The organism is Streptomyces sp. SID5464, assembly GCF_009862985.1.
In the GTDB taxonomy this organism is placed as follows: domain Bacteria; phylum Actinomycetota; class Actinomycetes; order Streptomycetales; family Streptomycetaceae; genus Streptomyces; species Streptomyces chartreusis_D.
In genome coordinates, this window is the sequence record NZ_WWIQ01000010.1 from 235,731 (window position 1) to 258,108 (window position 22,378).

Here is a 22,378-nt window from a genome sequence, read left to right on the forward strand (position 1 = left end):
CTCACGGTAGCGCCGATCTGACGGGTCGTCAGCTATCCGGGCGGGGGCGGGTTCCGGCCGCGGTGGCCGGGCCGGGGCCTGGGGGTGCGGAGAGAGTGTGCGGACCTTGTGGACTCCCGTGCGTCGCCCTGTGATCGGTGTCTCCCACGGCTGACGTATCCGCCGTGTACAAGGCAAACTGGCCTGGTTGCTCAGGATGTCTAGGGGGACTGCATGGACGGTGTACCGGACGGTGTACCGCGCGTACCGGAGCAGCGGCGTTCCGACTCCTCGGCGAAGCCGCCGGAGTCGGCGGGGGCGACGGCGCGGACGGCGCTGCGCTTCGGCGTGCTCGGACCGGTGCGCGCCTGGCGTGGCGACGAGCCGCTCACCACCGGTTCCCCCCAGCAGCGCGCCCTGCTCGCCGCCCTGCTGCTGCGCGAGGGCCGTACGGCCACGGCCGCGGAGCTGATCGACGCGCTGTGGGGCGAGGAACCGCCCTCGCAGGCCCTGGCGGCGCTGCGGACGTACGCCTCCCGGCTGCGCAAGGTGCTGGACCCCGGCGTCCTGGCCAGCGAATCCGGCGGATACGCGGTACGCGGCCTCGGCGACGGCGCCCTGGACCTGACCGTCGCCCAGGACCTGGCGACCGAGGCGGAGAAGGCCCGGTCCGCCGGCGACCTCTGCCACGCCCGGGAGGTGCTGCGGCGGGCCCTGGCCCTGTGGGACGGGGAGACACTGGCCGGCGTGCCGGGCCCGTACGCGGAGGCGCAGCGCGTCCGCCTGGAGGAGTGGCGGCTCCAGCTCACCGAGACCCGGCTGGACATGGACCTGGAGCAGGGCTGCCACGCGGAGGCCGTCTCGGAGCTCACGGCCCTCACCGCGGCCCATCCGCTGCGCGAGCGGCTCCGCGAGCTGCTGATGCTGGCGCTGTACCGCAGCGGCCGCCAGGCCGAGGCCCTCGCGGTGTACGCCGACACCCGGCGCCTGCTCGCCGACGAACTGGGCGTGGACCCGCGCCCCGGCCTGAGCGAACTGCAACAGCGGATCCTCCAGGCGGACCCGGGTCTCGCGGAGCCCTCCTCCCCGGCCCCCGAGCCGGCCGCCGTCCCGGTCCGTCCGGCACAGCTGCCCGCCACGGTCCCGGACTTCACCGGCCGCTCGGGTTTCGTGCGCGAGCTCGGCGACATCCTGGCCTCGGCCGAGAACCGGGTCATGGCGGTCTCGGCCCTGGCCGGCATCGGCGGCGTGGGCAAGACGACCCTCGCCGTGCACGTGGCCCACCAGGCGCGCGGGGCGTTCCCGGACGGACAGCTGTACGTCGATCTCCAGGGCGCGGGCGCCCGTGCGGCGGAGCCGGAGTCGGTCCTCGGCTCGTTCCTGCGCGCCCTCGGCACGGCCGACACGGCCATCCCCGACTCCCTGGAGGAGCGGGCGGCGCTGTACCGCTCGGTCCTGGCCGGGCGCCGCGTCCTGGTCCTGCTGGACAACGCCCGCGACGCCGCACAGGTACGTCCGCTGCTGCCCGGCACGGACGGCTGCGCCGCGCTGGTCACCTCCCGGGTGCGGATGGTGGACCTGGCGGGCGCCCATCTGATCGACCTGGACGTGATGTCGCCGGACGAGGCCCTCGCGCTGTTCACGAAGATCGTGGGCGAGGAGCGGGTGGCGTCCGAGCGGAAGGCCGCCCTGGACGTCGTCGCGGCCTGCGGCTTCCTGCCGCTGGCGATCCGCATCGCCGCCTCCCGCCTGGCGGCCCGCCGTACCTGGACGGTGTCGGTCCTCGCGGCGAAGCTCGCCGACGAGCGCCGCCGCCTGGACGAACTCCAGGCCGGCGACCTGGCGGTGAAGGCCACCTTCGAACTGGGCTACGGCCAGCTGGAGCCCGCCCAGGCCCGCGCCTTCCGCCTGCTGGGCCTGGCCGACGGTCCGGACATCTCCCTCCCGGCCGCGGCTGCGGTCCTGGACCTGCCCGTGGAGGACACCGAGGACCTCCTGGAGTCCCTGGTGGACACGTCCCTGCTGGAGTCGGCCGCTCCCGGCCGCTACCGCTTCCACGATCTGGTACGGCTCTACGCGCGTGCCTGTGCGGAAAGGGACGAGCTGCCACCGAGCGAGCGGGGGGCGGCGCTGTCGCGGCTGCTGGACTTCTACCTGGCGTCCGCGGCCGGGGTGTACGCGATCGAGCGGCCCGGCGACGGGCTGGTGGACCATCTGGAGCCGGCCTCGTACCCGGGGCTGCGGTTCGACAGCCGGCACGCGGCGCAGGACTGGCTGTACGCGGAGGCCATCTGCCTGCTCGCGTGCGTGCGCCAGTCCGCGGGGCGGCCGGACACCCTCCCCCGGGCGATCGACCTGCTGTGGGCCGCCCACGACCTCTCCGAGTCGGGAGCCAACTCCCGGGAGTACGAGGCGACGGCCGAGGCGCTCCTGGACGCGGCGCGGCAGTTCGGCCTCGCGCGGGCGGAGGCCCGGGCGCTCATGACGCTCGTCAACGTCCACCACGTCGGCGGCCGCTTCGAGCGGGCGGACCAGGAGGCGGAACGGGCCATCGTCCTCGCGCAGCAGGCCGGCGACCTGCTGCCCGTCTGCTGGGCCGGCAACGCGCGCGGCATCATCGCGCTGTACCAGAACCGGCACGAGGACGGCGAGGAACACCTCTCCCGGGCCATCGAGCACTTCCGGGCGCTGGGCGACCGCCCCGGCGAGGCCGCGGCGCTGTGCAACCTGTCCCGGATCCACCTCGCGACCGGGCGGACCCAGAGCGCGGTCGCACTCGCCCAGGAGGGCATCGGCATCTATGACGCCATGGGCAACTCCATGCGCGGGGCGAACGCCCGCTACGCCCTCGGTCTCGCCCTCACCCAGAGCGGCGAGCTGGGCGACGCGGCCGAGCGGCTCCAGGAGGCGCTGGAGGTGTTCCGGGACAGCAGGCAGCGCCTGTGGGAGGGCATGAGCCTGTTCCGGCTGGCCGAGGTTGATCTCGCCGCCCGGCGTCCCGCACAGGCCGCCGCCAACGCCGAGATGGCCCTCACCGTGCTGCGCGGCATCGGCGGGGAGTGGCGGCGGGGCAACGTCCTCACCGTCCTCGGCCGCGCGCTCAGCGGCATAGGGCAAACCGGCCGGGCCCAGGTCTGCTGGCAGGAGGCGGCGGCGATCTACGAGGAGCTGGGCTCGCCCGAGGCCGCCGAGGTGCGCGCGTTGCTGTCGCCGGTGCGCGCGGCCTGAGGTCCGGCGCACGCGTTCATCATTCGTTTATCGCCGCCCGCCATGCTCGACGTAGTCGATCCGTCGCGTCGGGGGGCAGACGGGTCACTGCACAGGGGCGCGCATCGCCGAACCGGGCGGTGCGGCCCGGGCGGGCCCGTCCGGTCACCCTCGGGGGAGTGACCGGGCGGGCCCGCCGACCTCACTGCTTGATCCATGCCAAGGGGAGTTGACGATCATGGGCGACGAGCTCAAGCCGCAGGACCTGCACGCCACGGGCGGCACGGACGGCCAGGCCTCGACGGAGGACCTGCACGCCACGGAGGAGGGGACCGTGACGACGCAGGACCTGCACGCCACCGACGAGCCGCTGGAGACCAAGGACCTGCACGCCACGTCGGAGCCGTTCAAGCCGACGAAGTAGGCGGTCCGCGCAGGCGACGGGGGAAGGCGACGGGGGAACCACACGGGGTTCGGCCGCGGCGGCGCGGAGGGGGAGCCGTCGCGGCCGATGTGTGCCCGGTGTCCGCCCGGTGTCGACCGGGACATCCGGTACCCCCGCGCGTCATAGTGGGTCCGGCAGATCAGCAGTCGGCCCGACGGTGAAGGTGGCGCCCCATGCCCGGCGAGCAGCCGCAGTTGTACGAGACGCTCGACGAGCGGTTCCGGACCGGCCGGTGCCAGGCGGGGGACTCGCGGCTGGAGACGCTGTTCGAGGGGTGCCGGTGGGCCGAGGGGCCGGTGTACGTGCCGGCCGGACGGTATCTGCTGTGGAGCGACATCCCGAACGACCGGCTGCTCCGCTGGGACGAGACCACCGGGTCCGTCGGAGTCTTCCGCTCGCCCGCCGGGTACCCCAACGGCAACACCCTGGACGGCCAGGGCCGTCTCATCACCTGCGAGCAGGGCAACCGGCGGGTCACCCGGACCGAGCACGACGGCTCGGTCACCGTGATCGCCGACCGGTTCCGGGGGAAGCGGCTCAACAGCCCGAACGACGCCGTGGTGAGGTCCGACGGCTCGGTGTGGTTCTCCGATCCCGAGTTCGGGATCGCGACCGACTACGAGGGGCACCGCGGGGAGAGCGAGATCGGAGCCCGGAACGTCTACCGCGTGGACCCCCGCAGCGGCGAGGTGCGGCCGGCCGCCGAGGGTTTCCAGGGCCCCAACGGGCTGGTGTTCTCCCCCGACGAGCGCAAGCTGTACGTGTCGGACAGCCTGGCCAATCACATCCGCGTCTTCGACGTCCGGCCGAACGGCACCCTGACCGGCGGCGACGTCTTCGCCGAGTGCCACGACGGCAACTTCGACAACATCCGGTTCGACGACGAGGGGCGCCTGTGGGCCGCCGCCATGCACGGCGGTGTGCACTGTTACGACCCCGACGGCACGCTCCTCGGCCGCGTCCTGGTGCCCGGCACCGTCGCCAACATCCGGTTCGGCGGCGCCCGGCGCAACCGGCTGTTCATCGCGGCCGACAGCACCCTGTACTCCCTCGTCATGTCCGTCACCGGGACCCCTCCGCTGCCGCCGGTCAGCCGCTGAGGAGGCCGTCCCGCAGCGCTCCCTTCACGACCTTCCCGCTCGCGTTGCGGGGCAGCTCCGCCACGAACTCCACCGTCCTCGGGACCTTGTAGTTCGCCATCTCCCTGCGGGACCAGGCGATCAGGTCGTCCGCCGTCAGCAGGGCGCCCGGCCGCCGTACGACGTAGGCCCTGCCGACCTCCCCCAGCCGGGCGTCGGGCACGCCGATCACGGCCACGTCCGCCACGTCCGGGTGGAGGTTCAGGAGTTGCTCTATCTCGGCGGGGTAGGCGTTGAAGCCGCCGACGATGAACATGTCCTTGAGGCGGTCGGTGATGCGCAGGTTGCCCGCGGCGTCCAGGACGCCCACGTCGCCCGTGCGCAGCCAGCCGTCCTCCGACAGCACCTCGGCGGTGGCCGCCGCGTCCTCGTGGTAGCCGGTCATGACGTTGAAGCCGCGGACCAGGACCTCGCCCGGTGTGCCGGGCCCCAGGGGCTCACCCCGGGAGTCCACGACCCGGATCTCCGTGCCGGGGATCGCGCGGCCCGACGTCGACGCGATCACCGCCGGGTCGTCGCCGCGCCGGCACATCGTGACGACGCCGCCGGCCTCGGAGAGGCCGTAGGCCGTCAGGACCGTGTCGATGCCGAGTTCCCCGCGCAGCCGCTCGACGAGTCCCAGCGGCACCACCGCCGCTCCCGTCACCACGAGACGCAGGTCCGACAGGTCGTGCGCGTCCCGGGCCGGGTGGTCCAGGAGGGACTGCAGGAGCGTCGGGGGGCCGGGGAGCACGGAGACCCGTTCGGCCGCGAGGTTGGCCAGGACCGTGTCCACGTTGAACACCGGCTGGGGGATCATCGTCGCGCCCCGCATCAGACAGGCGAGCACCCCGGCCTTGTAGCCGAAGGTGTGGAAGAACGGGTTGACGATGAGGTAGCGGTCGCCCCGGCTCAGACCCGCCAGCTCGCTCCAGATCTCGTACGCCCGCAGCGTCTGGGCGTGGGTGATGACCGCGCCCTTCGGGCGGCCCGTCGTGCCCGAGGTGAAGACGATGTCCGAGGGCCGGGAGCCGTCGACCGCGTCCGCCCTGGCCCGCACCTGTGCCGCACCGACCGCCTCTCCGCTCGCCAGGAAGTCCTTCCAGGTGCGGAAGTCCACCGGGGCGTCCTCCGCGAGGACCACCACGTGCTCCAGGTCCGGCAGACCGGGCAGCGGTCCGGTGCCCGGGCCGTGTCCCGCCGCTCGGCGCAGCGAGGCCACGTACGACGTGCCGAGGAACGTGCCCGTCACGAACAGCAACCGCGCCCCGCTGCGGCGCAGCACGTCCGCCGCCTCCGCGCCCTTGAAGCGGGTGTTCAGCGGCACGAGCACCGCACCGGCCGAGATCGCGCCCAGCGCGCTGACGATCCAGTCGAGCGTGTTCGGCGCCCAGATGCCGACCCGGTCGCCCGGTCCGACGCCGTTCGCCAGACAGGCCGCCGCCGCGCGCTCCGCGCGGGCGCCCAGCTCCGCGTAGGTGATCCGGGTGCGGCCCTCGACGACCGCCTCGACGTCCGCGTACCGCTCGGCCGCCGTCCGCACCAGGCCCGGGATGCTTCCCCACTCCGTATCCGCTCGCACCGCAAGCCTCCCCAGCAGTAGCCGGCACAGGAGCTGACTCTCCGTCAGATTAGCTGTAATCTGACGGTCTGTCAGCGAACCGTTCGGCCCGGAGGTGCGCGCAGCATGGCAGCAGGATCGGGCGGCATCAAGGACGCCACCGCCATCGTCGGCATAGGCCAGACGCCCTTCGCCAAGCGGCTCCCCGAGGACGAGCGCACCCTCGCCTGCCGTGCCGTCCTGGCCGCCCTCGACGACGCCGGGATCGCGCCCGGCGAGGTCGACGCCCTCGCCTCCTACACCATGGAGGAGACCGACGAGGTGGAGCTGGCGAAGGCCTGCGGCTTCGGTGACCTCACCTTCTTCAGCAAGGTCGGCTACGGGGGCGGCGGTTCCTGTGCGACCGTGGCCCATCTCGCCGCCGCCGTCGCCACCGGGCAGGCGAGCGTCGGCGTCGCCTGGCGGTCGCGCAAGCGGGGCAGCGGGCCCCGGCCCTGGACGAACACCGCCGTCCAGCTGCCGACCCCGGCCCAGTGGACCCGGCCGTTCGGGCTGCTCAGGCCGGTCGACGAGATCGCGATGCTCGCCCGGCGCTACATGCACGAGTACGGGGCCACCCGGGACCACCTGTTCAACGTCGCCCTGGCCTGCCGGAACCGGGCCAACCAGAACCCGGCCGCGATCATGTACGACCGGCCCCTGACCCGCGAGATGTACATGACGTCCCGGTGGATCAGCGAACCCCTGTGCCTCTTCGACAACTGCCTGGAGACGGACGGGGCACTGGCCTGCGTCGTCGTCTCCGCCGAGCGCGCCCGGGACTGCCGCCGCAAGCCCGTCTACGTCCACTCCGCCGCGCAGTCGCTCCCGGCCCAGCACCACGGCATGGTCAACTACTGGAACGACGACCCCCTCACCGGCCCGGCCTGGACCGCCGCCCGGCATCTGTGGAAGCACTCCGACCTGACGCCGCAGGACGTGGACGTCGCCCAGATCTACGACGCCTTCACCCCCCTGGTCCTGCTGTCCCTGGAGGGCTACGGCTTCTGCGGGCGGGGCGAGGGCGGGGCGTTCACCGAGGGCGGGGCGCTGGAGATCGGCGGGCCGCTGCCCGTGAACACCGGCGGGGGCGGCCTGTCCGAGGCCTATGTGCACGGCTTCAACCTCGTCAACGAAGGGGTGAAGCAGTTGCGCGGGACCAGTACCGCGCAGGTCCCGGGCGCCTCGGCCTGCCTGGTCACCGCGGGCGAGGGCGTCCCGACCTCCGCTGTGCTGCTGAGGAGTTGACATGCTGCGTCCCGTCACCGACACCGACGGCGCCCCCTTCTGGGAGTACGCCGCCCGGGGCGAGCTCCGCGTCCAGGCCTGCGCCGGCTGCGGTGAGCTCCGTTTCCCGCCGCGGCCCTGCTGCCCGCACTGCCAGTCCTTCGAGGGCGAGTGGCGCCGGATGTCCGGCCGGGGCCGCGTCTGGTCCTACGTCGTTCCGCATCCGCCGCTGCTGCCCGGCTATGCCGAACTGGCGCCGTACAACGTGGTGGTCGTCGAACTCGACGAGGCGCCGCGCATCCGGCTCGTCGGCAACCTCGTCGCCGGTCCCGGTGAGCCGCTCGGCTCCCTTGCGGCGGACCGCCTGAGGATCGGCGCCCGGGTGCGGGCCGTCTTCGACGACGGGCTTCCCCGGTGGGTTCCGGAGCGGTCATGAGCAGGGTGCTGGTCAGCGCCGACAAGGACAGCGGGGTCGCCGTCGTCACCCTGAACCGGCCCGACCGGCTCAACGCCGTCGACCTGGAGATGGCCGGTGATCTCGCCCGGGTCTGGCAGGAGTTGCGGTTCGACGACTCCGTGCGGGCCGTCGTCCTCACCGGTGCCGGTGAGCGCGCCTTCTGCACGGGCATCGACCGGGACGCCGTCGTACCGCAGCCGAACTCGCCGTACGCGCAGGACGATCCGCTGCTCGGCATCGGGCCGAAGGCGAACGACCTGTGGAAGCCGGTCGTCGCCGCCGTCCGCGGAATGGCCTGCGGGGGTGCCTTCTACCTGCTCGGGGAGGCGGAGTTCCTGGTCGCCGACACCACCGCCGCCTTCTTCGACCCGCACACCGCCTACGGCATGGTCAGCGCCTACGAGTCCGTCCTCATGGCGCAGCGCATGCCGTACGGGGAGGTCGCGCGGATGGCGTTGATGGGCACGGCGGAGCGGATCTCCGCGCGGCGGGCGTACGAAGTGGGTCTGGTGTCCGAACTCGTGGCGGAGGGCGAGGCGTTGGGGGCGGCGCGGGTGTGCGCCACCGTCCTCGCCGGGTTCCCGACCGAGGCCGTGCAGGGGACCGTGCGGGCGCTGTGGGCCGCGAGTGAGGCGGGGCGGTCCCGGGGGTTCGCGCAGGCGCCGCATCTGATCGCGCTCGGGAACGCGACGGGTGAGGAACAGGCCCGGCTGTTCGCGGGGCGACGGCGTGAGTACCGGTTGCGTTGAGGTACCCGTTGCGCGGAGGGCCGGTTGCGTCAGGGAATCGTTTACCCGTACACGCGTATGCTCGACGGGTGGTTGAGCATCGGATGATCGACGTGAACGGCATACGGCTGCACATCGCGGAGCAGGGCGAGGGCCCGCTCGTGGTGCTGCTGCACGGGTTCCCGGAGTCCTGGCACTCCTGGCGGCACCAGTTCGGGCCGCTGGCCGAGGCCGGTTTCCGGGTGGTCGCGCCCGACCAGCGCGGATACGGGCGCAGCGATCACCCCGAGGACGTGGCGGCGTACAGCATCCTGCACCTGGTGGGCGACGTGGTCGGGCTGGTCCACGCGCTGGGCGAGGAGCGGGCGTTCGTCGTCGGGCACGACTGGGGCGCGCCGGTGGCCTGGCACACCGCGCTGCTGCGGCCGGACGTGGTGCGCGGGGTCGCCGGGCTGAGCGTGCCGCCGCCGTTCCGTGGCGCGCAGCCGCCCCTGAGGACCATGCGGGAGCGGTTCGAGGGGCGCTTCTACTGGAACTACTTCGAGCAGCCGGGTGTCGCCGAAGCCGAATTCGAGACCGACACCCGTGCCACCCTGCGCAAGCTGCTGTACTCCGCCTCCGGTGACGCCCCGGGCGCCGGACGCCCCGAGCAGGCCCTGGTCGACCTGGACCGCGGCTGGCTGGCGGACGCGCCCGACCCCGAGGTGCTGCCCGGGTGGCTGACCGAGGAGGACCTCGACGCCCTCACCGACAGCTACGCGCGGGGCTTCACCGGCGCGCTCAACTGGTACCGCAACCTGGACCGCAACTGGGAGCTGACCGCCCCCTGGCAGGGAGCGGTCGTGTCCCCGCCGGCGCTGTACGTGTACGGCGACCGCGACCTGGTCCCGGCCTTCCCGGGCACGCCCGAACTGATCGAGAAACTCCCCGAGTTGATGCCGAACCTGCGCCGGAAGCCGCTGGTACTGCCGGGCTGCGGCCACTGGACGCAGCAGGAGCGGCCCACCGAGGTGAACGAGGCGCTGCTGGACTTCCTGACGGAGCTGCGGGACTGACGCCTGGTGCGGACACCCCCTGGAGGTGTCCTAGCTCGTGCGCGCCGTGCCCGTGCCCTTCTCCGCGTCCAGCGCGTACACGCAGCGGTCCTTGCTGCACGCGTACACCACCCCGTCCCGGACGACCGGGGAGCCGGTGATCTCGCCGCCGGTGGCGAGCTTCCAGCGGAGCCGCCCGTCGTCGGCCTTCAGGGTGTAGAGCAGGTGGTCGGTGGAGCCGAAGTGGATACGGCCCTCGGCCACCGAGGGGGCGCCCACGATGTCGCCGCCCGCCTGGAAGCGCCACTTGGGTGTGCCGGTGACCGCGTCGAGGGTGTAGAGGCCCTTGCCGCTGCCCACGTGGACATGGCCTGCGGCGACCAGGACGGGGTCGACGCAGGCCCGGGACTCGGTGGCGATGCGCCAGCGGTCCCGGCCGTCGGTGGCGTCGAGGGCGTAGACCGTGCCGAGGTAGTCGGCCAGGTAGATGCCGCCGCCGGTGACGGCCGGGCCGGGGACGAAGGTGGGCGGGGAGAGGAAGACGGCCGGCGCCTCGAAGTGCCACTTCACGTGCCCGGCGGCCACGTCGAGGGCGAGGACGCGGGTGCCGGCGCAGACGTAGACGTACCCGTCGGACGCCTGGGCGACCCGGACCGGGACGCCGCCGCAGGAGGCCGCGTCGCCGATGGGGTACGACCAGCGCTCGTCGCCGGTGCGGGCGTCCAGGGCACGCAGCCGGGCGTCCTGCCACACGTAGACCGTGCCGTCGTGCAGGGCGGGTCCGGCCTCGGGCGACTCGAAGTCGCTCTGGCAGCCGGTGACCTCCCAGAGCTTCTGGCCGTTCGAGGCCTCCCAGCCCTGGACACCGCCGCCGCGGGTGCCGGTGACGACCGTGCCGCGTTCGGCCTTGAGCGAGTAGACCCAGGCGTCCGTCTGGAGACGCCAGAGGTCGGCGCCCTCGCGGGCGTCGAGGGCGAACAGCGTGGGCCCGTCGGAGGCGTGGATACGGCCGTCCGCGACCGCCATGGACCAGGCGACGTCCCGGGTCTTGAAGCGGCGGCGGCCGGTGGCCACGTCCAGCGCGTGTACCTCGAACGAGGTGACGTAGACCAGGTCGCCGTCGACGGACGGGGTGCCCCAGACGTCGTTCGACATGCGGAAGCGCCAGGGCCGCCAGCCGCTCGCCTGCTCGGGTGGCGCGGCCGGGGCCGGGGGCGCGGCGACGGCGGGGCCCACGGCGGGGTCGGTGCCGTTGACGCCGGGGCGGGGCTTGGACCAGGAGGCGGCGAGGGCGGCCTCCGGAGGGGGCGCCTTGACGGCGGCGGCACGGACGTCGGCCACGCGCGGGCCCGGCCCGATGGGCACCTGGGCGCCGGCCAGCCGCACCGGGCCGGTGTCGGGGCCGCCGACGGGTGCGGGCGCGGGCGCCGGGACGACGGGGTCGTGCGAGGGCGGGGGCGGGATGGGGGCGGGGCCCGGGGCGGGGCGTCCGCCGCCGCTGCGGCCGGCGCCGGGGGCGGGCTTGCCGGCCGGGCGGCCGTTGCGGCGGGACTCGATCAGGCTCACCGCCCGCTCGGGCAGCCACGCGGACGCCGTGCCGCTGTCGTCGGAGCCGGAGCCGAAGAGGTGGGGCGCCAGCTGGGCCTGGAGGTCGGCCGGGTTGGGGCGGGCCGTGGGGTCCATCTGCATGCAGGACTCGATGAGCGGCCGCAGCTCGTCCGGGAGACCCTCCAGGTCCGGGCCCTCGCGCAGCAGCATGAAGACCGTTTCGACCGGGTTGGCGCCGTGGAAGGGCGGGTGTCCCGTGGCGGCGAAGACCAGCATGGAGCCGAGGGAGAAGACGTCGCTCGCGCCCGTGACGCTGCGGGAGTCCTTGGCCTGCTCGGGGGACATGTAGGCGGGCGTGCCGACGGCGACGTTCGTCATCGTCAAACGCGTGTTCGAAACGCCCGACGCGATACCGAAGTCGATCACCCGGGGGCCGTCCTCCACGACCAGGACGTTCGACGGCTTCAGGTCCCGGTGCACCAGCCCGGCGCCGTGGATGGACTGGAGCGCCTCGGCCACGCCCGCCGCCAGCCAGCGCACCGCCTGGGCCGGCAGCGGCCCGCAGTCGTTCACTATCTCTTCGAGGGAGGGCGCGGGAACGTACGCGGTGGCGAGCCACGGCACGGCGGCGCGCGGATCGGCGTCCACGACCGCGGCCGTGTAGAAGCCGGAGACGGCCCGGGCCGCCTCCACCTCACGGGTGAAGCGCACCCGGAACAGCTGGTCCTCGGCCAGCTCCGTCCGGACGGTCTTGATCGCCACGCGCCGGCCGGACGCCGAGCGCGCGAGATAGACCAGCCCCATGCCGCCGGCACCCAGCCGTCCCAGCACCTCGAACGGCCCGATCCGCCGCGGATCGTGCTGCGTCAGCTGATCCACCACTCTGCCTGCCACCTCCCCGTACGAGCCGCGCCAAGCCACATGTTCCACGCGACCCCGTGCAGCGTCTCACCACCGCACCGCCATGGCGGCACGCACCCTGATTCTTCCTGGCCGGAGCCCTGGTTGCGAACCCGGTGACAATTGGGATGTCTCCGTACGCAAGCGATCAAATGATGACCAAACACTGCCTGATCAGCCCTGCTCAGCCCGGCACGGCCCTGCTCAGCGGTGCAGCAGCGCGAAGGACGCCCCCTGATTGTCCGTGACGACGGCGACCGTCCCGTACGAGGTCTGGAAGGGCGGGGCCTGGATCCGGCCACCGAGCCGGGTGACGTCCTCCAGCGCGGCCGGGACGTCCTCGACGGCGAAGTGGACGAGGAGATGGGGCGGCATCTCGGCCGGGAACACGTCGGAGACCGGGGCGCGGCCGAAGTCGGGCTCGGCGTCCGGTCCGAACAGGGCCTCCTGGAAGAGATCGCCGTAGAAGGCGTTGGCCGCCTCGGTGTCCCGGGCGTACAGCTCGGCCCAGGCGAAGGTGCCCGGCTCGTGCCGCCTGCCGAAGCCGGGGTGCTCGCCCGGCTGCCACAGGGCGAAGACGGCCCCCTCCGCGTCGGTGACCAGAGCGGTGACGCCCAGCTCGCCGGCCGGCACCGGCGCCGAGACGACCTGCCCGCCGGCCGCCCTGATACGCCGGACCAGGGCCGCCGCGTCCGGGGTCGCGAAGTACACGGTCCAGACGGTGGGCAGCCGGCCGTCCATCTTGCGGACCAGCGCGGCCACGGGTTCACCGTCCTTCAGCGCCTGCGCGAAAGGGCCGAACCAGTCCTCGAAGGTCCACCCGAAAAGTTCACCGTAGAACCGCTTGCCCGCCTCGACGTCGGGAAGCTGCGCGTCCACCCAGCAGGGAACGCCCTCTGCGTACACCGATGCCCTGTTTTCGGCCATGTCGACAACGTAACCGCGACCGCCGCAGCCCGCAGACCAGGCACACCAGCCCCCGCACTCCCTTACACCCCATTTGCAGTCGGCCGAATCGCGCCCCGATCACGCCTCGGTAAGCTGACGGCATGACAGGACAAGTGCGTACCGTCGACGGCCGCGTGGCCGGCCGGCGTGGGCAGGCGACCCGGCAGAAGCTGCTCGACTGCCTCAGCGAGATGCTCAGCTCCTCCCCGTACCGGGACGTCAAAGTCATCGATGTCGCCCGGAAGGCGGGCACTTCGCCCGCGACCTTCTACCAGTACTTCCCGGACGTCGAGGGCGCCGTCCTGGAGATCGCCGAGCAAATGGCGACCGAGGGCGCCGCGTTGACCGAGCTCCTCCAGGGCCGCTCCTGGGCCGGCAAGGCCGGCTGGCAGACGGCGCAGGAACTCGTCGACGGGTTCCTGGAGTTCTGGCGCAAGAACGACGCGATCCTCCGGGTCGTCGATCTCGGCGCCGCCGAGGGCGACAAGCGCTTCTACAAGCTCCGGATGAAGATCCTCAACTCGGTGAACAACTCCCTCGCGGACGCCGTCGCCGAACTCCAGGCCAAGGGCAGGGTCGACAAGGACGTGAACCCGGCGGCCGTCGCCGGTTCGCTGGTGGCGATGCTCGCGGCCGTCGCCTCCCACCAGAAGGGCTTCTCCTCCTGGGGCGTCAAGCAGGCCGAACTGAAGCCGAACCTCGCACTCTTGGTGCACCTGGGCGTCACGGGCAGGAAGCCGACGAAGTAACCCGGCCCGCCGACCCCGGCCTTTTCCCGCACCCAAGTCCTGTCTGCCAGGCGGCGGTCCACCCGAGTGGACCGCCGCCTGTTGCGCTTTCTACCTTCGTACGATCCTGAACAAGCGGATCTCCCGCTCCACCCGCGCCTGATACGCCGCGTACGGCGGCCAGAACGCCAGCACCGCCTGCCAGGCCGCCGCCCGCTCCGCCCCCTCCAGCAGCCGGGCCGTGACCGGGATGTCCTGGCCCTTCCAGCTGATGCGGGCGTCGGGATGCGCGAGCAGGTTGTGGCTCCAGGCGGGGTGCCCCGGCCGCCCGAAGTTGGACCCGACGAGGAGCCAGCTGCGCCCGTCCTCCTCCGGCATACAGGCCAGCGGTGTACGACGGGGCCGGCCGCTCCTCGCCCCGGTCGAGGTCAGCACCACACCCGGCAGGAGCTGCGCGCTGAGCAGCACCTTTCCGCGCGTGAGCCGGTGCACGGCCCGGTCCAGGGCCGGGAAGACGTACGGCGCCAGCCGCGCGAAACCCCGCGTGGAGGACACCTTCTGCACGAACCGCACGCCCCTCATCGGCCGGCCTCCTCGAAGACGTGCGCCACGTCGGCGGCGTGCGCCCGCAGCCGGTGCACCGGCCCGAACAGCAGCTCGTCGCCCGCGGCACGCTTGAAGTACAGGTGAACCTCGTGCTCCCAGGTGAAACCGATGCCGCCGTGCAGCTGGATCCCCTCGGCGGCGGCCGAGCGCAGGGCCTGGAGCGCCTGGGCGAGCGCGAGGCCGCCGACCGGCTCGCCGTGGGAGGCGGCCCAGGCCGCGTAGTACGCCGCCGAGCGGGCCGCCTGCACCTGGACGTACACGTCGGCCAGCCGGTGCTTGACCGCCTGGAAGGAGCCGACCGGCCGTCCGAACTGCTCCCGCCGCCCGACATACTCGACGGTCCGCTCCAGCACCCGGTCGGCGGCCCCCACGGCCTCGGCGGCGAGACAGGCGGCCGCGGTGCCGCCGAGCCGGGCGAGGGCGGGGAGGGAGTCGGTGTCAGCGCCGCCCAGCAACTCAGCCGGCACATCTCGCAGTTGGAGGCGCGCCTGCGGACGGGTCGCGTCCAGTGCGGTCTGCCGTACGCGGGTGACACCGGCCGCGTCACCACGCACGAGGAAGAGCAGGACGCGGGAGCGGGCGAAGCCGCCGCTGTGCGCGGCGACCAGGAGCAGGTGAGCACTGTGCCCGTCGAGGACCTGGTCGGCCTGCCCGTACAGCCGCCAGCCGCCGTCGATCCGCCGGGCCTGCACGCCCCCGGCCCGTCCGCCGCCGGCCCACTCCCCGCGCGGGTCGTGGCCGGTGAGCCCGAGGGCGGTGGCGAGGGCGGGCCCCGGCACCGCGAGCGCGGCGGTGAGCCTGCCGGAGGCGATACCCGGGAGGAGGTTCGCGCGCTGGGAGTCGGTGCCGAGGGCGAGCAGCAGCGGTGCCGTGAGGACGGCCGTGGCGAGCAGCGGGGAGGGGGCGAGGACCCGGCCCGTCTCCTCGCAGGCCAGGGCCAGCTCGGTGACCGAGCAGCCGACACCGCCGTGGGCCTCGGGGAGGGCCAGTCCGGGCAGGCCGAGCTGTTCGGCGAGGGCGGTCCACAGGGCCGGGTCGTACCCGGCCGGGGTGCCGACGGCGGCCCGCAGCTCCTCGGGGCCGGAGCGCTTGTGGAGCAGTTCGCGCAGGGTGCGGCGGATCTCGTCCTGTTCGGCGGTGAAGCGGGCGTCCATGGGGGATCTACCTCTCTCCACATCTGACGGTGCGTCATATTAGGGCGGAGGGGCGGGGATGCCCAGAGTCCTGCCGCTCCCGCCGACGGGCATATCTGATGTACCGTCAGATTCATGGTTGCCCGGAGGAAAGTGGCCGTCGTCGGCGTGGCCCTCTCGGACTGCGGCCGGGTGGCCGACGCGACCCCGTACGCCCTGCACGCCCAGGCGGCCCGGCGCGCCCTGGCCGACGCGGGCCTGGACCGCTCGCTGGTCGACGGCTTCGCCTCGGCCGGCCTGGGCACCCTGGCCCCGGTCGAGGTCGCCGAGTACCTGGGCCTGCGCCCCACCTGGGTCGACTCCACCTCCGTCGGCGGCTCCACCTGGGAGGTCATGGCGGCCCACGCGGCGGACGCGATCGCGGCCGGGCACGCGCGCGTGGTGCTGCTGGCCTACGGCTCGACGGCCCGCGCGGACGTCCGTGCGGGCCGCCGCACCGGGACGCTGTCCTTCGGCACGCGCGGCCCCCTGCAGTTCGAGGTCCCCTACGGCCACACCCTGATCGCGAAGTACGCCATGGCGGCTCGCCGCCACATGATCGAGTTCGGCACGACGATCGAGCAGTTGGCGGAGGTGGCGGTCCAGGCCCGGGCCAACGCGGCCCTGAACCCGGAGGCGATGTTCCGCACCCCGGTCACGGTGGACGAGGTCCTGGCCGGCCCGGTGATCGCCGATCCCTTCACCAAGCTGCACTGCTGCGTGCGTTCCGACGGCGGGGCGGCGGTGCTGCTGGCGGCGGAGGAGTACGTACCGGACTGCCGTACTCCGCCGGTGTGGGTGCTGGGGAGCGGGGAGCACGTCTCGCACGCGGCGATGTCCGGGTGGGCGGACTTCACCGTGTCCCCGGCGGCGGTGAGCGGACGGCTGGCCTTCGAGCGGGCGGGCGTACGGCCGGACGAGATGGACTTCGCGGAGATCTACGACGCGTTCACCTACATGACCCTGGTGACGCTGGAGGACCTCGGCTTCTGCGGCAAGGGCGAGGGCGGGGCGTTCGTGGAGAAGGGCCGGCTGCGGGTCGGGGGCGGGGGGCTTCCGGTGAACACCGACGGGGGTGGGCTGTCGGCCCAGCATCCCGGGATGCGGGGGTTGTTCCTGCTGGTGGAGGCGGTGCGGCAGTTGCGGGGGGAGGCCGGGGAGCGGCAGGTGCGGCGGGGTGCCGACGGGGCACTGCCGCGGCTGGGAGTGGCGTCCGGGACGGGTGGGTGGTTCTGCTCCTCGGGGACGGTGGTGTTGGGGGCGGGGTAAGGGGCATCTGACCGCAAAAGGTCGCATAACGCCTTGCGCAGCGGCAGGTCGGGAGAGTGGCTCGGCGGTGAGAACACAAGATCGGCGGGGCCTACCGGTTTCGGCCGCGACCGGGGAACCTGAAGGGGTCCCTGAGCCGGCGCCCCCACTCGGGGCCGTTCCCCCCTTGGAAGGAGCCCTGTCATGCCTGCTACGCCTGCCATGGACGACTGGTACGTGGACGACCGCTGCGTCAACTGCGACGTGGCCCGGCAGCTCGCTCCCGGGCTGATCGGCGAGGCGGAAGGAAGGTCGCGGATCCTGCGGCCGCCGAGGGACGCGGCGGAGACGCGGCGCTTACACGCGGCCGCGTTCGCCTGCCCCACCCGCTCGATCCGCCCGGCGACCGGCCGGCCGGACCCGACGCTGGACCCGTTCCCCATGGCCCTGGACGAAGCCGTGCTGCTCTGCGGCCACAACTCCCCCCGCACCGCCGGGGCCAACTCCTACCTGCTGCTGCGGCCGTCCGGCACGGCGATGATGATCGACACACCGCGCTGGAGCCCTGACCTGGCCGCCCGGTACGCGGCGTCGGGCCCGGTCACCGACGTACTGCTCACCCACCGCGACCATGCCGCGCACGGCCGCCGCTACGCGGACCGTTTCGGCGCCCGGCTGTGGATCCACGAGGGCGACCTCGACGCGGCACCGGACGCCGACCGGGTGATCCGTGGAGTGGACCCCGTGGAGATCGGCGAGGGGGTCACCGCCCATCCACTGCCCGGCCACACCCGGGGCAGTGTGCTCTACCTCGCGGACGACCGTTACTGCTTCACCGGCGACAGCTTCTACTGGTCACGCACGACAGCCGATCTGGAGGTCGCCGAGAGCGTGACGTGGCACTCCATCGAGGAACTGGCCCGTTCCCTGGCCAGGACGGCCGGTGACCTGCGCTTCGAGTGGCTCCTGCCGGGCCATGGCGACCGCCGGCGCCTGCCCGCCGACGAGATGTCCCGGCGGGTGCGCGCCCTGGCGGATCGCACCCGGGGGCTGCGCCCCCGGCCGATCGACTTCACGGCGGTGCAATGGTGAGGGGGCGCCTGAAGGCCGGTCGCTCCAGGGCTTGTTGGGAGAACGAGATCTGACGTACCGTCAGATTCAGTGTCGGCGGCAATGCGGGAGCATGGGCATGGACACGATCTGGCTCAGCGGAGCGGAATGGCTGGCCGTGCTGCGGATCGGGCTCGGGCTGTGGTGGCTGGAGAGCTGGCGGCACAAGGACCGCAAGGCCTGGTTCGCACGGGGCACCGGCATCACATGGGCCGCCGGGATAGCCGCCGAGCACCGCTGGAGCGCCGTGCGTTCGGGCTTCGAGACGGTCGTCGCGCCCCACCCGCGCGCGATGGCGTACGTCGTCGTCTACGCGGAACTCGCGCTCGGACTGGGCCTGATCACCGGCTTCCTCACCCCGATCGCCCTGGCGGGCGGGCTCCTCCTCAACGCCCTCTACTTCACCCTCATGATCCACGACGTGGCCGAGCAGGGGCAGAACGCGATGATGGCGCTGATGTCGGTGGTCGGCCTGTTCGGGATGTCCTGGCAGACCTGGTCGCTCGACGGCGCGCTGGGGCTGTTCTGATGGCCGGGCGGTTCGACCTGCCCGAGCCGGACGTCTTCACCCGGGCGTACTGGGACGCGGCCGCCGAGGGCCGGCTGCTGATCCGCCGCTGCCGGGCCTGCGCCCGGGCCCACCACTACCCGCGCGAGTTCTGCCCGCACTGCTGGAGCGAGGACGTCGCCTGGGAGCCCGCGAGCGGCCGGGCCACCCTCTACACCTGGTCCGTCGTCCACCGCAACGACCTGCCGCCCTTCACGGAACGCACCCCGTACGTCGCCGCCGTGGTCGACCTCGCCGAGGGGCCGCGGATGATGACGGAGGTCGTGGGAACGGGTTCGGCGGGAGAGCTGTCGGCCGGGGCGGAACTGGAGGTCGTGTTCCGGGACGGGATCCCGGTGTTCCGTGTCGCGCCGGGTGCGATCGGCGGGTGAACGGCACCGCCCCACGCGCTTGAATGGCCCCATGGCCCCCATACGCGACCGGTCCCAGACCGGCCCCCTCCCGGAAATCCACGGCCACGGCCTCCGTCTGCGCCCCTGGGACGCCGCGTCCGGCTCCGACGTCGAGACCTGGCTGCGCGGCATGCGGGACCCGGAGTTCCGGCGCTGGAACACCCCGCTGAGGCTGGTCACGGACCGGACGAGCGCCCGGGAGTCGCTGCTCGCGCGGGCCCAGAGCGCGGCGGAGGGCACCTCCATGTCGTTCCGGATCGCGGACGCCCGCAGCGGCACGGCACTGGGCCACATCGGCGTCAACGAGATCAAGTACCACCTGAAGGTCGCCCGCGTCGGCTACTGGGTACTCCCCGAGGCCCGCGGCCGGGGCGTCGCCACCCGGGCCCTCCTGCTCGCCGCCCGTTGGGCCCTCACCGAACTCGGCCTGCACCGGCTGGAACTGGACCACGCCGTCGGCCACGACGCCTCCTGCCGGATCGCCGAGCGGTGCGGGTTCGCGTACGAGGGGACGCTGCGCGGGGCGATCTTCCAGGAGGGCCGGCACGACGCGTTCCGGGACGCCCACCTGCACGCACGGCTGGCGACGGATCCGGAACCGGATGCGGATGGGGAACCGGGACCGCGTGCGGACCCGGGACCGGCCCCGGACGCAGGCCCGGACCAGGTACCGGATGCGAGGCGAGGGCCCGGGGCGTAATTCGGAGGTGCCGGCCGGGGCGTGCGCGGCACCATGGGGCATGCGCACCGACGACTGGCACCTCACCCAGGACCTCGACGCCTTCCTGACCCGAGCCGGCGCCTTCCTCCGCTCCCGACCGGCCCTCCACACCGTGCCGTTGACCGTCACGGAGACCCTGCGCACACGCGGCCGGCACGTCTACGGCGACGGAATACCGGAGTACGGCGTACTGGAACAGGACGGTGTGGTCCGGGCGGCGTTCTTCCGCACACCACCGCACCGGCTGAACCTCACCGCCCTGACGTCCGAGGAGGCCGATGCGCTGGCCGCACGGCTGGCCGCCCTCGGGCAACGCCTGCCCGGCGTGCAGGCCGACCGCGACACCGCCACCGTCTTCGCGGCGGCCTGGCAGCGGCACACGGGCGCCACGGCCACGCTCCGCCAGCGTCAGCGGCTCTACCGGCTCGGCACCCTGACCCTGCCCCGCCCGGTACCGCCCGGCCGGCCGCGCATCGCCGGCGAGGCGGACCGGAAGCAACTCATCCGCTGGCACGAGGAGTTCTCCGCGTCGCTCGGCATGGGCACCGTCCGGGACGCCGCCGAGTGGGCGGACGCCCGTATCGAGCAGGGCGGCATCACGTTCTGGGAGACCCCCGACGGAACCCCCGCCGCCATGGCCGGCAGGACCCCCGAGGTCGCCGGCCAGGTCCGCGTCGCCTCGGTCTACACCCCGCCCCACCTGCGCGGCCGAGGCTACGCGGGCGCCGCCACAGCCGAGGTCAGCCGCGCCGCCCTCGCGGCCGGAGCGCAGGAGGTGCTCCTCTTCACGGACCTGTCGAACCCCACGAGCAACGGCCTGTACCAGCGGATCGGGTACCGGCCGGTGGCGGACTTCGGGGTGTACGACTTCACAGGGCGGTCCGTGCCGGCTTGACCTTGACACAGTGACAAGGCCTTCACTGTGCCGAGGAGGAGGTGGTCCCGATGAACATGCCGAAGCAGGGCACGGACGCGGACACGGTTCGAGGTCTTCGGGGGCTGGAGGACAGCCGCTCGTCAGTGCGGTTGCGGGCAGCGCTGGCGGTCGGCACTGTCCCGGACCCGCGGTTCATCGGCAGGCTCATCGAACGATGCGCGATCGAGCCGGAGTTCCACGTCCGCGAAATGCTGACCTGGGCGCTCACCCGTCACCCGGCATCGATGACGGTCCCGAAGCTTCTCGACGAGCTGCGCTCGGAGCGTGCGCAGGCACGGAGTCAGGCGTTGCACACGCTGTCCAAGATCGGGGATCGGCAGGCGTGGCCGGCGATCACACGGGCGCTGCTGACCGACGCCGACGACGAGGTGGCGCGCAGCGCTTGGCGGGCGGCGGTCGTTCTCGTGCCCGGAGGCGAGGAGCCGGAACTGGCCGGAGTGCTGGCCACACAGCTCGGGCGCGGCGAGCGCGAGACGCAGTTGAGCCTCAGCCGGGCGCTGATCGCACTCGGTGAGGGGATCATGACGACCCTGCGCGCGGCGATGGCGGATCCCGACCCCCGGGTGCGCGCCCACGCGCTCGCCACGGAACGGCTGCTGCGCGACCCGGATGCCGGATTCGAGTTCGCGATCGAGGAGGCGAAGCGCGTCGTGGCGCTCGGCACGAGCAGCCAGGAGGGATGACAGGCAGTGTTGATCGGTGACGTGGCACGGCGGTCCGGGGTCAGCGCCCGCATGCTCAGGCACTACGACTCGCTCGGCCTGGTGCGGCCGACGGGTCGTACCGACGCCGGTTATCGCGAGTACTCCACTGAGGACATCCGGCGCATCTTCCATATCGAGAGCCTGCGGTCGCTGGGGCTGTCACTGCGTGAAGTCGGGCGTGCGCTCGATGATCCCGGCTTCACGCCCTCGGAGCTCGTCGACGACCTCATCCGCCAGACGCGAGAACGCATCGCGGCCGAGACGGAGCTGCTCACGCGACTTGGTCGGATCGGTGCCGCGGAACCCGCCGGCTGGGAGGACGTCCTCCAGACCGTCGCGCTCCTCCAGGCGTTGGGGTCGAAGAGCGCGGGGACGCGCCAGCGCGCGGCCCTGTCCTCGGTCGACGAGGTGCCGGTGCCGGTGGAAGCACTGGTCGAGGCAGCGCTGAGCGAGACGGACCCGAACGTCGCCGGAGCCCTTCGCTGGGCCTTGGCGCAGTCGGGCGGCGGCGGACTGGCGCTGCTGGCGGAGGGCCTCGGCTCACCGGCGGCCGAGGTGCGCCAACGCGCCGTCCAGTGCGTCGCCGAGATTCCGGAAGGTGCGGCGACCGCACTGCTGCGGGACGCCCTCGCGAACCCCGACATCGTGGTCCGCAGGTACGCGGCTCTGGCGCTCGGGGCACGTGGGGTGGCCGACGCGGTCCCGACGCTCGTCGGCATGATCGTCGAGGAGGCGAACGACGTCGACGCAGCCGACGCACTCAGCGCGCTGGCGAGTCGTCCCGCGTTGGCGGATCAGATCGCCGGCAGGCTCGTCGACCGCCTGGCCGACGGCACCGTTGACTCGTCCGCGCGTCGACGGCTCACCCAGGCGCTCGCGGACATCCCGGGTACCACAGCGTCCCGTGCCCTCGCGGACCTGTCCCATGACGACGACCGTGCCGTCGCGCTCACTGCGGCGTACATTCTCGGGATCCGCGAGGCGCGATGAGCCCAGGTCCG

Annotated in this window: 21 protein-coding genes; 16 read left to right on the plus strand and 5 right to left on the minus strand. The window is 73.1% G+C overall.

Annotation, left to right across the window (positions count from 1 at the left end; translation table 11 throughout):
• The first annotated feature begins 213 nt into the window (after positions 1-213).
• The 3 genes from GTY47_RS11110 to GTY47_RS11120 all read left to right on the plus strand — a co-directional run bounded on the left by GTY47_RS11110 (position 214) and on the right by GTY47_RS11120 (position 4,731).
• The gene (locus GTY47_RS11110; protein ID WP_010035665.1) at positions 214-3,207 is read left to right on the plus strand and encodes a BTAD domain-containing putative transcriptional regulator; all 2,994 of its coding nucleotides are present in this window, start codon (positions 214-216) and stop codon (positions 3,205-3,207) included.
• A gap of 217 nt (positions 3,208-3,424) precedes the next feature.
• A complete protein-coding gene (locus GTY47_RS11115) occupies positions 3,425-3,610 on the plus strand; it encodes a hypothetical protein (protein WP_010035668.1) in 186 nt (61 codons plus the stop codon).
• A 194-nt stretch (positions 3,611-3,804) separates the two neighbouring features.
• Positions 3,805-4,731 carry an SMP-30/gluconolactonase/LRE family protein gene (locus GTY47_RS11120; RefSeq protein ID WP_010035670.1) on the plus strand — a complete coding sequence of 309 codons (927 nt, stop codon included), beginning with the start codon at positions 3,805-3,807 and terminating at the stop codon, positions 4,729-4,731.
• Here GTY47_RS11120 and GTY47_RS11125 read toward each other — a convergent pair.
• Positions 4,721-6,331, minus strand: a complete 1,611-nt coding sequence (locus GTY47_RS11125; RefSeq protein ID WP_040902653.1) for a FadD3 family acyl-CoA ligase — start codon at positions 6,329-6,331, stop codon at positions 4,721-4,723. The two genes, GTY47_RS11120 and GTY47_RS11125, sit on opposite strands and share 11 nt — an antisense overlap.
• Before the next feature lie 105 nt (positions 6,332-6,436).
• Here GTY47_RS11125 and GTY47_RS11130 point away from each other — a divergent pair, with 105 nt between their 5' ends.
• The 4 genes from GTY47_RS11130 (at position 6,437) to GTY47_RS11145 (ending at position 9,816) form a co-directional block, all read left to right on the plus strand.
• Positions 6,437-7,597: a lipid-transfer protein gene (locus tag GTY47_RS11130; RefSeq protein WP_010035673.1), complete on the plus strand. Its 1,161-nt coding sequence runs from the start codon at positions 6,437-6,439 to the stop codon at positions 7,595-7,597.
• A gap of 1 nt (position 7,598) precedes the next feature.
• Positions 7,599-8,012, plus strand: a complete 414-nt coding sequence (locus tag GTY47_RS11135; RefSeq protein WP_010035674.1) for an OB-fold domain-containing protein — start codon at positions 7,599-7,601, stop codon at positions 8,010-8,012.
• Entirely contained in the window at positions 8,009-8,782 is a 774-nt protein-coding gene (locus GTY47_RS11140) for an enoyl-CoA hydratase/isomerase family protein (RefSeq protein WP_040902656.1), read from the plus strand. The genes GTY47_RS11135 and GTY47_RS11140 overlap by 4 nt, the downstream gene beginning before the upstream one ends.
• 83 nt (positions 8,783-8,865) lie before the next feature.
• Entirely contained in the window at positions 8,866-9,816 is a 951-nt protein-coding gene (locus GTY47_RS11145; protein WP_010035677.1) for an alpha/beta hydrolase, read from the plus strand.
• 30 nt (positions 9,817-9,846) lie between these two features.
• Here the strand turns inward: GTY47_RS11145 and GTY47_RS11150 are convergent, their stop codons facing one another.
• Both GTY47_RS11150 and GTY47_RS11155 read right to left on the minus strand, forming a co-directional pair.
• Entirely contained in the window at positions 9,847-12,225 is a 2,379-nt protein-coding gene (locus GTY47_RS11150) for a serine/threonine-protein kinase (protein WP_010035679.1), read from the minus strand.
• A 222-nt stretch (positions 12,226-12,447) separates the two neighbouring features.
• Entirely contained in the window at positions 12,448-13,170 is a 723-nt protein-coding gene (locus GTY47_RS11155; RefSeq protein ID WP_173937280.1) for a VOC family protein, read from the minus strand.
• A gap of 122 nt (positions 13,171-13,292) precedes the next feature.
• Here GTY47_RS11155 and GTY47_RS11160 point away from each other — a divergent pair, with 122 nt between their 5' ends.
• On the plus strand, positions 13,293-13,940 hold the full coding sequence (locus tag GTY47_RS11160; protein ID WP_010035683.1) for a TetR family transcriptional regulator: 648 nt from the start codon (positions 13,293-13,295) through the stop codon (positions 13,938-13,940).
• A gap of 90 nt (positions 13,941-14,030) precedes the next feature.
• Here the strand turns inward: GTY47_RS11160 and GTY47_RS11165 are convergent, their stop codons facing one another.
• Complete coding sequence (locus tag GTY47_RS11165; RefSeq protein WP_010035687.1) at positions 14,031-14,501, minus strand: nitroreductase/quinone reductase family protein; 471 nt, start codon at positions 14,499-14,501, stop codon at positions 14,031-14,033.
• Positions 14,498-15,679 (minus strand): acyl-CoA dehydrogenase family protein, encoded by a 1,182-nt coding sequence (locus tag GTY47_RS11170; protein WP_010035692.1) that lies wholly within the window; start codon positions 15,677-15,679, stop codon positions 14,498-14,500. The genes GTY47_RS11165 and GTY47_RS11170 overlap by 4 nt, the downstream gene beginning before the upstream one ends.
• 114 nt (positions 15,680-15,793) lie before the next feature.
• Here GTY47_RS11170 and GTY47_RS11175 point away from each other — a divergent pair, with 114 nt between their 5' ends.
• The 8 genes from GTY47_RS11175 (at position 15,794) to GTY47_RS11210 (ending at position 22,367) form a co-directional block, all read left to right on the plus strand.
• Positions 15,794-16,966 carry an acetyl-CoA acetyltransferase gene (locus tag GTY47_RS11175; RefSeq protein WP_029180886.1) on the plus strand — a complete coding sequence of 391 codons (1,173 nt, stop codon included), beginning with the start codon at positions 15,794-15,796 and terminating at the stop codon, positions 16,964-16,966.
• Positions 16,967-17,167: 201 nt separating this feature from the next.
• A complete protein-coding gene (locus GTY47_RS11180) occupies positions 17,168-18,037 on the plus strand; it encodes an MBL fold metallo-hydrolase (protein WP_010035695.1) in 870 nt (289 codons plus the stop codon).
• Between the two features lie 97 nt (positions 18,038-18,134).
• Positions 18,135-18,584 carry a hypothetical protein gene (locus tag GTY47_RS11185; protein ID WP_010035698.1) on the plus strand — a complete coding sequence of 150 codons (450 nt, stop codon included), beginning with the start codon at positions 18,135-18,137 and terminating at the stop codon, positions 18,582-18,584.
• A complete protein-coding gene (locus GTY47_RS11190; protein WP_010035700.1) occupies positions 18,584-18,994 on the plus strand; it encodes a Zn-ribbon domain-containing OB-fold protein in 411 nt (136 codons plus the stop codon). Before GTY47_RS11185 ends, GTY47_RS11190 begins: the two co-directional genes overlap by 1 nt.
• Positions 18,995-19,025: 31 nt before the next feature.
• A complete protein-coding gene (locus tag GTY47_RS11195; protein ID WP_010035701.1) occupies positions 19,026-19,715 on the plus strand; it encodes a GNAT family N-acetyltransferase in 690 nt (229 codons plus the stop codon).
• Between the two features lie 40 nt (positions 19,716-19,755).
• On the plus strand, positions 19,756-20,631 hold the full coding sequence (locus tag GTY47_RS11200) for a GNAT family N-acetyltransferase (RefSeq protein ID WP_010035702.1): 876 nt from the start codon (positions 19,756-19,758) through the stop codon (positions 20,629-20,631).
• A gap of 50 nt (positions 20,632-20,681) precedes the next feature.
• A complete protein-coding gene (locus tag GTY47_RS11205) occupies positions 20,682-21,356 on the plus strand; it encodes a HEAT repeat domain-containing protein (protein ID WP_010035706.1) in 675 nt (224 codons plus the stop codon).
• A gap of 6 nt (positions 21,357-21,362) precedes the next feature.
• The gene (locus GTY47_RS11210) at positions 21,363-22,367 is read left to right on the plus strand and encodes a HEAT repeat domain-containing protein (RefSeq protein WP_010035709.1); all 1,005 of its coding nucleotides are present in this window, start codon (positions 21,363-21,365) and stop codon (positions 22,365-22,367) included.
• The last annotated feature ends 11 nt before the right edge of the window (positions 22,368-22,378 follow it).